Source organism: Burkholderia sp. SR8, assembly GCF_052851275.1.
Map to the genome: position 1 here is coordinate 18,491 of NZ_JAULUC010000002.1, position 14,482 is coordinate 32,972.

At 60.5% G+C, this 14,482-nt stretch carries 12 protein-coding genes and 1 pseudogene; 9 read left to right on the forward strand and 4 right to left on the reverse strand.

The window, feature by feature from the left end; translation table 11 throughout:
- Position 1 precedes the first annotated feature (1 nt).
- Entirely contained in the window at positions 2–211 is a 210-nt protein-coding gene (locus tag Q3A80_RS02370) for a hypothetical protein (protein ID WP_446327495.1), read from the reverse strand.
- On the opposite strand from Q3A80_RS02370, the gene Q3A80_RS02375 reads away from it, so the two are divergent.
- The 4 genes from Q3A80_RS02375 to Q3A80_RS02390 all read left to right on the forward strand — a co-directional run bounded on the left by Q3A80_RS02375 (position 210) and on the right by Q3A80_RS02390 (position 4,247).
- Entirely contained in the window at positions 210–539 is a 330-nt protein-coding gene (locus tag Q3A80_RS02375) for a hypothetical protein (protein ID WP_446327496.1), read from the forward strand. The two genes, Q3A80_RS02370 and Q3A80_RS02375, sit on opposite strands and share 2 nt — an antisense overlap.
- Positions 540–736: 197 nt before the next feature.
- On the forward strand, positions 737–1,258 hold the full coding sequence (locus Q3A80_RS02380) for a carboxymuconolactone decarboxylase family protein (protein ID WP_446327497.1): 522 nt from the start codon (positions 737–739) through the stop codon (positions 1,256–1,258).
- Positions 1,259–1,402: 144 nt separating this feature from the next.
- Positions 1,403–2,641, forward strand: a complete 1,239-nt coding sequence (locus Q3A80_RS02385) for a MalY/PatB family protein (protein WP_446327498.1) — start codon at positions 1,403–1,405, stop codon at positions 2,639–2,641.
- Positions 2,642–2,813: 172 nt separating this feature from the next.
- Complete coding sequence (locus tag Q3A80_RS02390) at positions 2,814–4,247, forward strand: amino acid permease (RefSeq protein ID WP_446327499.1); 1,434 nt, start codon at positions 2,814–2,816, stop codon at positions 4,245–4,247.
- A 63-nt stretch (positions 4,248–4,310) separates the two neighbouring features.
- Here Q3A80_RS02390 and Q3A80_RS02395 read toward each other — a convergent pair whose 3' ends face one another.
- Positions 4,311–5,129, reverse strand: coding sequence for an AraC family transcriptional regulator (locus Q3A80_RS02395; protein ID WP_446327500.1), 819 nt, complete (start codon positions 5,127–5,129; stop codon positions 4,311–4,313).
- Positions 5,130–5,294: 165 nt separating this feature from the next.
- Here Q3A80_RS02395 and Q3A80_RS02400 point away from each other — a divergent pair, with 165 nt between their 5' ends.
- From Q3A80_RS02400 to Q3A80_RS02420, 5 genes and pseudogenes are all read left to right on the forward strand, one after another.
- Positions 5,295–6,617 carry a tetratricopeptide repeat protein gene (locus Q3A80_RS02400; RefSeq protein WP_446327798.1) on the forward strand — a complete coding sequence of 441 codons (1,323 nt, stop codon included), beginning with the start codon at positions 5,295–5,297 and terminating at the stop codon, positions 6,615–6,617.
- Positions 6,618–6,780: 163 nt separating this feature from the next.
- Positions 6,781–8,019 carry an MFS transporter gene (locus Q3A80_RS02405; protein WP_446327501.1) on the forward strand — a complete coding sequence of 413 codons (1,239 nt, stop codon included), beginning with the start codon at positions 6,781–6,783 and terminating at the stop codon, positions 8,017–8,019.
- 104 nt (positions 8,020–8,123) lie between these two features.
- Positions 8,124–9,032 (forward strand): LysR family transcriptional regulator, encoded by a 909-nt coding sequence (locus Q3A80_RS02410; RefSeq protein WP_446327502.1) that lies wholly within the window; start codon positions 8,124–8,126, stop codon positions 9,030–9,032.
- Positions 9,033–9,229: 197 nt separating this feature from the next.
- Positions 9,230–9,433 (forward strand): annotated as a pseudogene (locus Q3A80_RS02415) (hypothetical protein); the annotation flags it as partial.
- Between the two features lie 78 nt (positions 9,434–9,511).
- Positions 9,512–9,778 carry a hypothetical protein gene (locus Q3A80_RS02420; RefSeq protein WP_446327503.1) on the forward strand — a complete coding sequence of 89 codons (267 nt, stop codon included), beginning with the start codon at positions 9,512–9,514 and terminating at the stop codon, positions 9,776–9,778.
- A 288-nt stretch (positions 9,779–10,066) separates the two neighbouring features.
- On the opposite strand, the gene Q3A80_RS02425 is transcribed toward Q3A80_RS02420, so the two are convergent.
- Together Q3A80_RS02425 and Q3A80_RS02430 are read right to left on the reverse strand one after the other, a co-directional pair.
- Entirely contained in the window at positions 10,067–10,939 is an 873-nt protein-coding gene (locus tag Q3A80_RS02425) for a restriction endonuclease (protein WP_446327504.1), read from the reverse strand.
- A 344-nt stretch (positions 10,940–11,283) separates the two neighbouring features.
- Entirely contained in the window at positions 11,284–14,370 is a 3,087-nt protein-coding gene (locus Q3A80_RS02430) for a TrlF family AAA-like ATPase (RefSeq protein WP_446327505.1), read from the reverse strand.
- Positions 14,371–14,482 lie beyond the last annotated feature (112 nt).

Here is a 14,482-nt window from a genome sequence, read left to right on the forward strand (position 1 = left end):
GCTACTCGGCATCGCCATCACGCTTCTCGCCGCCTTTTACTTCCAGCTTGCGCTGGGCTAACTCCCCTGCGCATTCTGCAACCTGATCCGGGTAGGCTTCATGATCTTCGGCAGCGGCCTGCTGCTGAATCTGCGTTTCGGCGCCCAGGCCTGGAACTATCTTGTCAGCGCCGTCGGCGCACTGATTGGTAGCCTGATCAGCCCTGTTCATGTTCGCAAAGGCGCCCTCCTATACGATCCCGACGGGTTCGGCGATTCTGGGTCTGCACATGTACACGTGGACTTATGTGATCTTCACGGCCGCGGTCATGTATTGCGTACTGATGCTGTGCTTGCACGCGCAGACCAACGCAACCTCGTCCGCGAACACGTTGCAGCGCCCGCGCTCGGCAGTTCGCTCGCTTGCGATGGTGCTCTTCATCGCGCTGGTGGGCGCCAATCTCGTATCTGCATTCCTGCAGAACGGCTTCCACTCGTTCAAGGCGGGCGGACAGAAGCACTACGAGATGCTATACGACGGTGACGTCATGAAACCCTGACACCGGTCAGGGCCAGGCGCCCGTGCCGCGTGACGGTCGGGTGCCGCCTCCGCTGGACATCATGCTAACGCGCCAGCCGCGTCTCACATCAGCCCATTCGCACGATACCACGCGTTGTATCGGCCAACCTATCCATGTCGCGATAGTCCGACCGGCCGTCAATAGCGGATCAACGAAATTTTCTTCTGGAGATAAAGATGTCGGATGTCAGAGTCGTCCCTTGGCAGGATGGGGAACCAGCCCCCGAAATATTGCTTGCCGAGATGCGTGCGCGTCGTCCGGGAGGTGAATTGATCGGCATCGACCGCGTGCTGCTCAAAAACGAGCCGCTGGCGACGGGATGGAACGAACTGCTGCGCCGGGTGCGTGCCGACTTCGGTTTGCCGCTCGTGCACCGCGAACTGATCATGCTGCGCGTGGCCGTGCTGAACGGTGCCGATTTCGAATGGAACGTTCATTACCCGGCCTATCTGGCGGCCGGCGGTACACACGCGCAAAGCGAAGCGCTGAAGGGGGTGAGAGTTGACAGCACGCTCTTCGGTGCCGCGGAGTGTGCATTGATTCGCCTGACGGATCAGTCGACCCGGCACGTGAACGTCGATGCCGACGTGATCGCCGAACTGAAGTCGTATTTCGGCGAAAGGCAGACGGTAGAAGCCGTCGCCACGGTGGCCGCCTATAACATGGTCTCGCGCTTTCTCGTGGCGCCGGCGATCTGAAATCCGCCGCGAGCAGGCATCCATGAACAGGGCTCACTGCTCCATGAGAACATACCATTGTTGCTCAAAATTTCGCGCTGCTACTCTATTCGCCATACGTGGTCACGCCGTCGGTGTGCCGTTATATCGCGAATGGAAGGGAACGTGAAGTCTCATTCTGAATTGTCTGCCGGCGGGGGCGCGTCCGAAACGCCCGGTTCGATCTTCGACGAAGTCATCGACCGCAAATCATCGAACTCGTTGAAATGGGCGTTCGGCGCAACGCTGCTGTCGCCCGAGGAGCATGCGGCTGATCCGTTGCCGATGTGGGTCGCAGACATGGATTTTCGCGCGCCGCGCCCGGTCATCGATGCGCTGCACGACGCAGTCGAATACGGCGTCTTCGGCTATTCGTGCGGCGCGACCGCACGCTATGTCGATGCCGTGATCGACTGGCAGGCGCGTCGCTTCGGTTGGGAAGTGGATCGCTCGTGGGTGATACAGGCGAGTGGCATCATCACGGCGCTGAAGACGGCAATTCAGGCCTTCTCGTTGCCCGGCGATACCGTCCTGATTCAGCCGCCCGTCTACGCACATTTCCACGACGACGTTCTACTCAACGGGCGACACCTCGTATTCGCACCGCTCGAGCGCGCGGGCACCGCCTATCGTTTCGACGAGCGCGCATTCGAGGCGGCGATACGCGACAACACACGGCTCTTTATTCTAAGCAACCCGCACAACCCGACCGGCAATGTCTGGACCGAGTGCGAATTGAGGGCGATGGGTGAAATTTGCGCGCGGCGCGGCGTGATGGTCATCTCCGACGAGATCCATCAGGATCTGATCCTCAATCCGTCCAAAAAGCACGTACCGTTCGCGTCGCTTGGAGAGCCGTTCGCACGTAATAGCATTACGTGCACTGCGCCAAGCAAAACCTTCAACCTTCCGGGTCTGCAGAGCGCAAACATTTTCGTACCCGATCGCCGTGTACGTGAAGCATTGCGGCGGCAGTTCGATCGGAACATGTATCAGTCGGTCAATACGCTCGGCATGGTCGCGGCCGAGGCCGCCTATACCCACGGCGAGTCGTGGCTCGAAGCGCTACTGACATACCTTCGTGGCAATCAAGCGCATTTTCGCGAAGCGATCCACGGCATCACCTCGCGCATCGAGGTCTTGCCGGCCGATTCCCTCTATCTGGCCTGGATGGACTGCCGCGGGCTCGGCATGGACCCCGACGTACTCAACCGCTTCATATTGACCGAGGCACGTCTCTGGCTGGACAAGGGGCAGAAGTTCGGTGTCGAAGGACATGGCTATATGCGCGCGAACCTCGGGTGCCCACGTATCCTGATCGACGAGGCCATCGAGCGCTTGAGTCTGGCACTAGCCGCGCTCTGACTTTATTGACGCAAGTCCGAGCGAAGCGGGACTAGCCCTCGCTTCGCATTCGATGCTCCGGTTCCGGATGCGCATGTCCCTCGAAAAGACAGCATCAATTATTAAGCAATACATACAAAAATTAAATTTCCATGCACCTGCACAGACAGATGAAGACACTCCCGGAGAAGACATGACACAGAACTCTGAAATCACGGCTTACGAACAGGAAGACCTGAAGCGCGACCTGTCAAACCGGCACATCCAGATGATCGCCATCGGCGGCGCAATCGGAACCGGCCTTTTCTACGGTTCATCATGGGCGATCCGCACGGCCGGACCGGCCATCCTGCTCGTCTATGTGCTCGCCGCCATCGCGATCTACTTCGTGATGCGCGCGCTGGGCGAGATGGCGGTCGAGGAGCCGGTCTCCGGCTCCTACATCTCATATTCGAACCGCTATATCCACCGCTTCGTGGGCTTTCTGAACGGCTGGAATGCCTTCATCTTCCTGTTGGCCACCAGTGCAGCGGATCTGAACGCGCTCGGCAACTACGTGCACTTCTGGTTCCCCGGCATCCCGATCTGGGTGACGGCAGGCACGGCCGTCTCGATCATGTTTTGCGTCAATATCATCGGCGTGAAGTTTTACGGCGAGGCCGAGTTTTGGTTTGCGCTCGTCAAGGTGGCGGCGATTGTCGCGCTGATCGTCTTCGGTACCGGAATGATCGCGTTCGGCATCGGCAACCACGGCGTACCGATCGGATATCACAATCTCGTTGCCAATGGCGGATTCTTCGCCAAAGGCGTGGGCGGCACCTTTCTCGCGATCGTGATGGTGGCCTTCTCGTTCGGTGGCGTCGAGAATCTCGGGTTGGCTGCCGGCGAAGCGAAAGACGTCCGCACGACCATGCCGAAAGCGATCAACGCGACGTTCTGGCGCCTGTTGATTTTCTATGTCGGCGCGATCGCGGTTCTTCTGATGGTGTTCCCGTGGACCTCGTTGACGACCAAGGGCAGCCCCTTTGTCGAGGTATTCACGAAGATCGGCATTCCCGCCGCAGCCGGCATCATGAACCTCGTCGTGATCATGGCGGTGCTCTCAGCCGTGAACGCAAGCGTATTCACCAACAGCCGCACCTTCTACAACCTTTCGCTGCAGAAAAACGCACCAGCTTTCCTCGGCACCGTCAACAGTCGCAAGGTTCCGTCCCGCGCGATCCTGATGGTCTTCGCAACGATGTTTGCGGGCGTACTGCTGAACTACTTGATGCCGGATCAGGCCTTCGAGCTGTTCTCGTCGGTAACCGTGTTCGCGCTCGTCTGTGCGTGGGGATCGATCGTCATCAGCCACTTGCGCTTTCGCAAGATTCGGATCGAGAACGGCGAAGCTGACAAACTCACTTATAAGATGCCGTTTTATCCGTACAGCAACTATATCGCGCTCTGCTTTGTCGCGGCGGTGCTGGCCTGTATTGCGATCTTGCCGGACATGCGGATGTCGCTGGTGGTGTCGGCGGTCTGGGTCGCGGTCGTGTACGTAGCGTATCGCTTCTACGTTCGAAACGAATCCGCAAACGCCAATGCCGCGTGCGAGTCGTGCGATACAAAGAATCTTCCGGTGTAAGCATCAGTGGGCGGATACGGGCATGCGAAACATCAGCCGGTATCCGCCCCGGCTCGGTTGGCTTCAACGTGTATGCAATGGCGCCCGTTCGCCGAATTCGGTCCCGCGGCCGCGCATGTAGGCCTGCGGGCTGCTACCCATCTCCAGCCGAAATGCATAGACGAAAGCCGATGTCGAGCCGTAGCCAAGTTCCATCGCGGCACGCGTCACGCCGTGTCCCGCCGCGAGTAGTTCAATCCCCCTGAAAAGGCGCATGCGACGGCGCCACGAACGCAGGCTCATGCCGGTTTCGGCGACGAACCGGCGTGCCAGCGTGCGCGCCGACATTCCTAACATCGCACCCCACTCGTCCGGGCCGCACGGATCCGCAGGATCTGCGTAGAGTCGCTCGCAGAGCGACATCAACGCAGCATCGCGCGGCCAAGGCAGCGCCGACGGGAGTGTTGGTGCGCGTCGCAGTTGATCCAGAATCAAATACGTGATTCGACCCGCATAGCCATCCTCGTCAGGTTGTCCGTCGATCTCGCTCGCCTCGACGATCAGCGCTTTCAGCAAGGGCGACACGGTAAGAACGCTCGGGCTCGCGTTCGGCAATGCCGCCCCCGCGTCATCCGAAATCCACAGGCTTCGAAATTCCGCGCCCAGGAGCGAGCCCACGCGATGCCTCGCGCCGGTAGCCAGCCAAACGGCCTGATCCGGCGAAATCACGTAGGAACCGCCTTCGGCTATCACCGTCAATGCACCAGAGATGGCGTATACCACCTGATGCCAGCGATGATGATGCTCGGGAAAGGAGTGGCGGGCAGGAATGAACTGCGCACGCACCCTAAGCGGTGCCGGTGGCGCCGCGTTTGCGGGTGCTTCGATCGTCTCCCAGACCATGATGATTCTCCAGTTGGCAGATATTCTATACATTCTGGCCATCAGTCGAAATACAGACATTGTGAATCTTGGTCTAATGACGATCACGCCTGACTCGCGGCAACGTGCGCAACTGAAATGCCGCTGTCCCGAACGCCCACGATTCATACTGGAGTTTCCCGCTTCATGGCCTGTTTCGACCGCTACAGCCTGCCCCTTTCGACACCCTCCGAATACGCAGCCAACCGCTATCGCACCGGCGTCGACTTGCTCCTGTCCTTGTGGCCGGGTGCCGCCGAAGCACTCGACGAGGCGATTGCTGCCGATCCGGAATTCGCGCTCGCACAGGCTGCCCGTGCGCGCCTGCATGCGATCCGGGCCGAGATCGGCGACGCGCGGGCGATGATCACGAACGCGGTCGCGCTCGTTGGCCGTAACGGCACACCGCGCGAGCGCAGCCATGTCGAGGTGCTGTCGCTCGCGATCCATGGGCAGGCCGCAAAGGCCCTGGCGGCTGCGCTCGAGCATGTCGATCGCTGGCCGCGCGACGTGGTCGTGCTTTCGCTGCCGCTCGGCGCGTTCGGCCTGTTCGCATTTTCTGGCATGGCTGATCACGACCAGGCGCGCGTCGCACTTTGCGAGCGCCATGCGCGTCATTTCGAGGACGACGACTGGTGGTTCCTGACGTATCGCGGCTGGGCGCATGGCGAAAACGGCGACGTCCGGCTTGGCCGCACGCTGACGCAACGTGCACTCGAACTGCGCCGTCACAATGTCAATGCCGCGCACGCGGTGGCACACGTGCTGTACGAGGCCGGCGCGAACGACGAGGCCGATGCGATGATTGCCGGCTGGCTGCCCGAGTACGACCGCAGCGGCATCCTGCATGGTCACATTGCGTGGCATGCGGCCCTGATCGCACTTGAACGCGGCGATACCGAGCGTGCGCTGGCGATCTATGACGCGCATGTTGCACCGGCGGCGTCGCTGGGCGTGCCGATCAACGTGGTCAGCGATACCGCTTCGTTTCTCTGGCGCATGCAGGCTTACGGCCACGCCGTTCCCGCCGGCAAGTGGGACGATGCGGCACGATATGCGTCGGATTACTTTCGGCAGGCAGGCTTCCCGTTCGCCGATGTCCATATGGCCTTGATCGCGGCGGCCACGGGCGCAACGGCGGCGCTCGAAGAGCGCGCGAGCGCACTCGACGTGCTCGTCGAGGCCGGCACGCTGCGGGCCGGTGCCGTGGTGCCGGCGATCTGTCGCGCGGCACGCGCATTCGCCGAGGAGAAATACGCGAAGTGTGCGGCCATACTTGAGCCCGTAGCGCACGAGGTCGTGCGCATCGGCGGCAGCGGCGCGCAACGCGAGATCGTCCAGGACACGCTGCTCATCGCCTGGATGCGCAGCGGCGAAGCCGGCAAGGCACGCGCGCTGCTCGATCAGCGCCTGCATCGTCGCCCATCGCCGCGCGACATGCGCTGGCTCAACCAGCTCGTCACAGCCTGACCGAGCCGGCAGAACCATCTACGGCGACGCGATCTGCGCCATCCGTTCCTCCCGGTCGTCGATGGCCGCCATCCCGCGCGGCTCTCGCAGCCGTTTCCGTTCGAATCAGCGCGATAACGGCACGCGCGGGCGCGAATGTTCGCGCAACCACCAAGGAAGTCATATGTGTTCAAGCATCGTGGAACCGCGCACCGGTTTGCAGCGCTGGCTAGTCGGCAGGGTCGGGCCGGTCACCGCGATCGCAATCGCCCAGCTCTTCGGTACGGCGCTATGGTTCAGCGCGAACAGCACGGCGCCGGACCTGATGCGCCTCTGGCAAGCGAGCGCTGCAGACATTGGTTGGCTGACCAGCGCTGTACAACTGGGCTTTATCTTCGGCACACTCGCGATCTCGCTGAGCGGTGCCGCGGATCAGTTTCGCGCGAGTCGAATTTTCGTGTTCAGTGCCCTGCTTGGAGGCGCCTTCAACCTCGGCTTTGCCTGGCTGTCCACCGGTCTTGCTACGGGAGCGCTTTTCCGGTTTGGCGTTGGCGTCTGTCTGGCCGGCATTTACCCGATGGGCATGAAACTGATCGTCGGCTGGGCGCCGGATCGAACCGGTTCCGCGCTGGCCCAGCTTGTCGCCATGCTGACGCTGGGTACGGCGCTGCCGCACGCACTGCGGGTAATAGGCACCGGGCTACCGTGGCAGTGGATCATTACGGCTTCATCAGTGCTCGCAGCGGTCGGCGCCGGAGTAATCCACGTCCTCGGGGACGGCGCCCGCGCGCAAACGAATACGCCGGTCGGGCCATCTGGCGGCCCAGCCGCCGTGCTCGGGGCGTTCAGGATCCGCGCGTTTCGCGCCGCAACACTCGGCTACTTCGGGCATATGTGGGAGCTCTACACGCTCTGGACCGCCGTGCCTCTACTGATCGCACATACCGCACTGGCGACGCGCTTCCCGCGTATCGGCGTGTCCGGCATGGCCTTCTGCGTAATCGGCGCGGGAGCAATCGGTTCACTCGTCGGCGGAATGCTTTCGCGCACGCTGGGTAGTGCCAGGGTCGCACTCGGTGCGCTGGCAATCTCTGGAGTCTGCGGACTGACCTTTGCACTGGCATGGCGCGTCCTACCACCGGTGGCAATGGTCGTGCTGCTCGTCGTCTGGGGTGCGTCGGTGGTCGCAGATTCGCCGCAGTTCTCGGCGCTGGCGGCACGCGCCTGCCCGCCTGCATGGGTCGGTGGTGCGCTGGCGATTCAGAACTCAATCGGCTTCGCCATCACGGTCGTCTCGATCGCCGCCACGACAGCGCTGCTCGAGAGGATTGGGCTAGACGCGATCTGGCTGCTGGTGCCCGGGCCGGTTCTAGGGCTGTCGGCATTCCTGTGGACCTCGCGCCGGGGAACGTCGAAAGCTTGATCCTGACGGTTACCCGGCCTCGCAGTGCCTTCGGCCGGCAAGTATCACGGCACCCGTAGCTGTCTCCACGACGGTCGGTTGCATGCAATATGGGGAGTTCAACGATGCTCGATCTCCAGTATCTTTCGATCCTGATGGAAGTTCAGCGGCTCGGCAGCCTGACCGCGGCAGCCGAGCGCCTCAACGTCACTCAGTCAGCGCTGTCGCATATGGTCCGCAAGCTTGAGGAACGACACGGTGTAAAGTTGTGGACCAAGAACGGGCGAGGCCTACGCTTCACGCAAGCGGGCGAATACCTGCTTGCGTTGGCCGAGCGCGTGCTGCCGCAGATCGAGCATGCCGAGCGCACACTCGTCGAGTTTGCCGAAGGGCGACGTGGCGCACTGCGCGTCGGGATGGAATGCCATCCGTGCCAGAAATGGCTAACGCGCCTGACATCACACTATCTCTCGAGCTGGCCCGACGTCGATTTCGATGTGCGCACCGCGTTCCGCTTCGACGGGGTGGCTGCACTGCTTGGTTATGAAATCGATTTGCTCGTCACGCCCGACCCGATCGCGCTGCCCGACATCGTGTTCGAACCGGTTATCGACTATGAACTGATGCTGGTGGTACACGAGCAGCATCCACTTGCCACGCGAGAATTCGCGCTGCCCCATGATCTGCTCACCGAGGAACTGATTACGGTGCCGGTCAGCAATGAGCGGCTCGATATCTACACGCGCTTCCTGGTGCCGGCCCATTGTAGACCCAAATTCCATCGGACGGCCGAGCAGGTCGAGCTGATGCTGCAACTCGTCTCCGCGCGACGTGGGGTAGCAGTGCTGCCGGACTGGCTGGTTCTAGAGGAAGGAGCGTCAATGCCGGTCCGCACTGTGCGCCTCGGCCAGCACGGCATCCAAAAAAGCATCCACGTCGGCGTGCGTCGCGGTGAAGAGGATACGGCCTATATCGCCGGCTTTTTAGCGCTGGCCCGTGGGTCGGACATCAAGGTCGGCGGCGACGTCGACTGAGCGGTCCGTGCAATCTTGGTGCTGCGATGTATAGCGTATTAATCGCATTCCTCACAATGCTCTGTTCACGTTGGTCGCATTCCGGTAGAGCTCTGATCAGAGCCAAGAATCGCTCGCCGCGGCGTCATCCACATGGCCCGTGCGCTGGAACATCTTGATAGCCTGGAACAGCCGGCGAACCTTGCCCCTTAAGCGACCGTGCCGAAGCCACCTACCTGAACATTGTCGGTGCCATGCTGGCGCTGATGCTCGGACACTCGCCCGCTGGCACTGCCTACTCCAGCTTCAAGAGCCAGGAAGCCATCGCGAGCGCACTGATCGCTCATCATGGCCATCTCATGGGCATCACCGAGCGCACGCTGCAAGCCAAATTCGCCCAGGCGCGGCGCAGATTGCAATAATCGTCTGATCCATGAAGTCGGTAAGCCCGTAGCTATACCGCAAATCCGTATTGCGAACATCGAGAGGGAAGAAAAAGTATGGTGGATTTGTTGCCAGTATTCATCAAGGCGACCAAGACGATCCAGCAACTGATGAAACAGTGGTTCTCCGGCTACCCCGCAGGGATGCCATGGAACATCGTTTCGGACTACTACATCGGAGATGAAGGCAAGAAGAACGACGTCTTCTCCTTCGTGGTCATTGCCAATCACGACACAACGGACAACATCTCTGCATACCTCTCGGCTGCAGCCCCCCGTGACATCAAGAATGTCAGGCGGATTCCACTAGGGCTGAAGCAGTAAACATGAGGCACGACCCGTATCCAACAGATCTGCTCCAGCGTGCCAAGAATGGTTGGCAATGAATCTGACGAAATACCCAGATTGCTGCAAAAGCCATGAAAACCGACAATGTTCTGGATCGTGTCCAGGCCTCGAATATGAACGGCAAGCTGCGCAGCCATGCCGATCTGCCTTGTAATCGGTATCGTGGCCGACACACGCAGGTCCGAGACATCCCGCAGTCCGGACTGCACGTCTTGGGCTCGCCGCCCGATCGCTTCGCGCTCCATGCAAAACCCCTCAGTTTATTTACGACTTCTTCTCAGCGCCCGACAATGGGTGAACGTAGATCAGGCCTCTGGTTTGCGCGGCTTTCACCTTGCGGTCGATCATCTCTCTCATCGTCAGGTGTCCTTCCAACACCAGTATCAAATCCTCACCATCGATAAACAAGGTCTGGATCTCCTTGCCGATGACGAGACTACGAACGACCTCGGGACTGAACCCGTTCACCGAGATAAAAAGGCCGCGCCCGTACAACTTGCCCGCCACCTTGCCGGCAAACTGATAAACCGGCTCGTTGCTCGACGATCTTTCCTGCCACTTGGCTTCGATGAGGTAGTGCTCTCCGTCGAACTTCAGCGCGCCATCGACCTGCTCGCCGTTAACGCGGAACGCTTCGGTGGTTTCCAGTTGCGAGAGGCGGGAGAGTTCGGCGAGGATGCGCTCCAACGCGTAGCCCCGCTGCTGCCGTGACGTCTTGTTGGCAAGCAGATCGAGATATTCGCTCCGCAGCTTGTCTAGTGATGCGGTTGGCCTCTGTCGAGCCTCGTCCTGGGCAGTCCGCCGCTCGCGATCGGCTTTGATCTTTGCGTCTCGAATCTCCTGCAATTGGCGCAGGTGTTCGAGGTTCCGCGTCGCCGCCGCGCGATCCAGCTTTTTAAGATTGTCAAAGTAGTACGGATCGAAGTGCGACCACGTCAAAAGCGATTGCAGCATGGCGCGAAACGGGCCCAGACCGTGATCAGGTCGAGTCGCGAGCGCACCGAACAGGACATCGACCACCTCGTGCCGCCGCGATGCGTGCTCGCCTTCGAGCCGCAGCAGGCCAATTTCCGCCTTCGTGCATCCGTGCTTCTCAAAGAAACCGACAATATCCTTACGTGGCCAGAACAGCGACAAGATGCAATCCTTCATGCACCCTTTGATATCCGCCGGAAAGTCCATGTTGTCCCCGTCAACCAATCGACCAAAACTTGGCGATCCCGTCTCGCGCTTGCCCGCTGCCCGCACCACCCTATGCCCGGTCATCGCTGCCGGACTGCCATCATAGCCCGTTCGCGCCTTCGACTTCCAGTGAGGCCTGGGTGCGATTCACGGTCATTACGCGTGTGCATCTAGGCGGAAGCGGCCGGCACTGACGTGCGGGCCTCACTCGTCGAAATCGGCGAAAACACTACGACCGCTATCGCGGTTTGAATTCGGCCCCTCTAACCGCTGACAGCCCCCTTTCGCCCCCCGACGCGTCAAACCAGTCGATATTTCGACTGCCTGTTCCGGAATGCCGGCTCGGTGCCTTCGAGAATCTGCACCACCCTGTTCTTGATTTCAGGCTGCTCGATCGAGCCCGCCTCGTACTCAAACCGGACGCCCTCGCCATTCCGGAACGCATAGATGATCTGCTCCGCATCACATACAACGGCCAGGTTCGGGTTATGCGTAACCATGATGACCTGGCGCCGTTCCTTTGCCTTCTTGATGCACTTGACCAGGATTCTGTAGATGGTCTGGTTGTCAAGATTCTCTTCCGGCTGGTCAATCACGATCGGGATGTCGTCCTTGTCGACCAGGAGATAGAACACCAGCAACAGCAGCCCGCGCTCTCCCGGTGACAACAGCCCAATGTCCTGCCCGCCATAGGTCAACGAGTAGCGCGGCCTGAGGTATTCGAGGCCAAAGATGTAGTCGAGCATCTCGTTCGCTGCGGTGCCTCTGCGCAGCTGATCGGCCAGTCGAGTCTCGCGCTCGTCCTGCCCCTCCCGCTGGTCTGAATGCAAGGCGCGATCGATCTGCTCGGCGAACGCTATGGCGTTGTCCGGCTCCGCGAAGCTGGCCTCCTGCAGCATGCGCCGCACGAGCTGGTTGCTTTCGTCGACGCCCGAGAACGTGCCTCTGACCTGGCGATTCAGCTTGCCCAGGAACTGCTCCTGGAATTCAGCCTCCTCGATGCGAACGTGAAATTCGAGCGGAAGGTTCATATCCATCTGGTCCGCCGACTGCACAAACGCCTGAACGGGCAGGTAGAGCCGCTGGAATTCGGCAACCATGCCGCGAATCAGCCCATGAATCTCTCTTGAAAGCTGGGCGCGCTGCTCCCTCAGCGTCTTGACCTGCGCGGGCACCCCTTCCAGCGAATCAATCGCCGCTTGCAACCAGGTAATGGTGCCCTGCTTTTCGGCCGGCCCCACAATTTCAGCTTTCGACTTGTCCCATCTGGCCAGCTCCTCCTTGTACAGCACAAAGAGTCGCTGGCGCTCGCCGAGCCTGCTCTTGGCTTCGGCTACGGAAGCGGAAAGTGCCTCGCGCCGCTTCAGAATGCCATCCGGCTCTGTGCCTTGAAGCTTTCCGTCGATCAATTCGGTCTCGGCCTGCATCGCCCTGACAACGTTATCCGCAGGCCGGGTGTCGATCCTCACCTCGAACAACGAGCTGAGCGGGATGTCAGCGCCGAGCTCGGCCAGAAGCGCTTTCAACTCGCCTTCGAACGTATCGTTCTGCTTCTTCTGGTTGACCAGAGCCTGGGCAATCCGACGCGCGAGCGCCTGCTTTTTGGCAGCGGCGGCCTTCGCCTCGCGCAGTGCCGCTTCTTCCCTTCCGATTGCCTCGAGCTGTTGCTCAAGCCCGTCGATTCCGGCCGCTGCCTGCTTCGATTCCTCCAGCGCTTCGGGTGACGCGTTCGGGTCGTCGACCTGCTTCGGCCTGGCTTCTTCCAGCGCGGCGAGCTCGGCTTTTCTGGCTGCAAGCTGCTCAACCAGGCCCTTTCTGAATTCCGGGGAAAGCCTGCTTTCCGCATTGATGATCTCAACGTTGAGCGCGGACACCCGTCCCCGTACGGCCTCTATGGCCTTGTTGATCTCGGCCACCTTGAAATCGAGCAGGGCGTCCATCGACGGCTGGCCCAGCTGGTCCTCCGGCGGCACGTGGGAATAGATGATCTTCCGCAGCTCCGCATCGAAAGTTGCCGAACCGCCCGCGCCCAGCTCATTGCAAAGCGTCTCAAGATAGCTCTGCGGCAGGTACTTGACGCGCTCGACACTGCTGGATTCCGGATCCTTATCCAGATCCCGGGAGGTTTCCGAGCCGTCGCGCCACGTCAGGGTCCCGGTGAAGTGCTGCGCGAGCTTCGCGCGTGGCTCCCGGAAACGAACGTCGTTCAGGAAGGAGAAACTGCGGTAATTTCGTGTATTGCCTGCGAGCGCAATGATGTCGGCAAGCGCACTCTTGCCGCTGCCCTTGTTGCCGATGATTGCGACCAGGTCCGGATTCAGCGGTAACCCGGCATCGAACCACGTGTCAGCGAGCTTCGAGCCCTCCTTCCTTGCCACCCTGACGGCGCGGATAAATTTCGTCCGGTTGAGCTCAACGTGCTGGCGCTTGGGCGGGTTATCGCCGACGTAGACGCGGTCATCGAACTCTTCGATCGCCTGCAGAAGGCCTTTGAACGTGCAATCGGCCTTGATCCAGGTGAAGCAGTTGCCAATCCGATCCTTGTCCGTGGACGTGCTCAACCAGTGAGCATCCGAGCAATCGAGCAGATTGGCGTTGACCCCCGTCACGCGCAATTTCGCCTTGGCCTTGGCATGGTCATCGGGGGTTTCCGCCGCAGTGAAAACGAGGTCGGCCTCGTTGATAAGGGTCTTTTTTTCTGCGATCGAATGGTCGTCCCACTTGAGGTTCTCCCACTCCGTCTTGCCGACAGCGACGACGAACTTTCCTTTCAGGGCTTCGTTTTCGAGCGCCTTGCGCAGACCATCGGCGCTCACATTGAGGTTGTTAAAGCCCTCGATCAGCTGCGTTCCGTAGGCATCGCGCTTGTCCGCGGGAACCGACTCGATAATCGCCGCGCCGAGTGCCTCGATACTCTGGCGCGAGATCACCGAGTTCCACTTGCCTTCGCCAGTCGATCCCGGAAGCAGGCGGTAGCTCGGCGCAATCGCCGAAATGAACTGCTGGCGAATAAAGTCCGGATCGACCTGATCAAAAATCACGTGGATATTGATCCTGCTCCAGCTCGACGGCGCATTGCCGTGCTTGCCACCCTGAACCACACCACCGAACTTGTCGAGGCGCAATTCGACCACCGGCAGGATCAGGTCGATATTCTTCAACCTGTTCTGCTCGCGCTTCGCCTTCAGGGCTTTCTCGTAACCATCGACGAGCACATAGTCGTTGATTCCGATGACCTTGAATTCCTCCGGGAGCTGCTCGATATCCGACAAAAACGCCTCCCAGGCCTCTTCATGGGTTCCCGGGTAGTTGTGATAGAAGGACTCGGGCGTGTGCACGTGCAAGTCCCATTTCTTCCATGTGGATCCAACGTGAGCGATCGGCATATTCTTTCTATCCTGACAATGGTGCGTCTTGTCACATCACACGTCCATTTACGCACCGGGAAGCGGCAGGAACCCACCTCACCCCGGCCCTTGCGACGCGTAGGCAACGCGG

Excerpts from the sequence above, each read along its gene's own strand:
- Q3A80_RS02390 (WP_446327499.1), top strand. The coding sequence starts at position 2,814 with ATGACACAGAACTCTGAAATCACGGCTTACGAACAGGAAGACCTGAAG.
- Q3A80_RS02410 (WP_446327502.1), top strand. The coding sequence starts at position 8,124 with ATGCTCGATCTCCAGTATCTTTCGATCCTGATGGAAGTTCAGCGGCTC.
- Q3A80_RS02375 (WP_446327496.1), top strand. The coding sequence starts at position 210 with ATGTTCGCAAAGGCGCCCTCCTATACGATCCCGACGGGTTCGGCGATT.
- Q3A80_RS02420 (WP_446327503.1), top strand. The coding sequence starts at position 9,512 with ATGGTGGATTTGTTGCCAGTATTCATCAAGGCGACCAAGACGATCCAG.
- Q3A80_RS02405 (WP_446327501.1), top strand. The coding sequence starts at position 6,781 with ATGTGTTCAAGCATCGTGGAACCGCGCACCGGTTTGCAGCGCTGGCTA.
- Q3A80_RS02400 (WP_446327798.1), top strand. The coding sequence starts at position 5,295 with ATGGCCTGTTTCGACCGCTACAGCCTGCCCCTTTCGACACCCTCCGAA.
- Q3A80_RS02430 (WP_446327505.1), bottom strand. The coding sequence starts at position 14,370 with ATGCCGATCGCTCACGTTGGATCCACATGGAAGAAATGGGACTTGCAC.
- Q3A80_RS02395 (WP_446327500.1), bottom strand. The coding sequence starts at position 5,129 with ATGGTCTGGGAGACGATCGAAGCACCCGCAAACGCGGCGCCACCGGCA.
- Q3A80_RS02370 (WP_446327495.1), bottom strand. The coding sequence starts at position 211 with ATGAACAGGGCTGATCAGGCTACCAATCAGTGCGCCGACGGCGCTGAC.
- Q3A80_RS02380 (WP_446327497.1), top strand. The coding sequence starts at position 737 with ATGTCGGATGTCAGAGTCGTCCCTTGGCAGGATGGGGAACCAGCCCCC.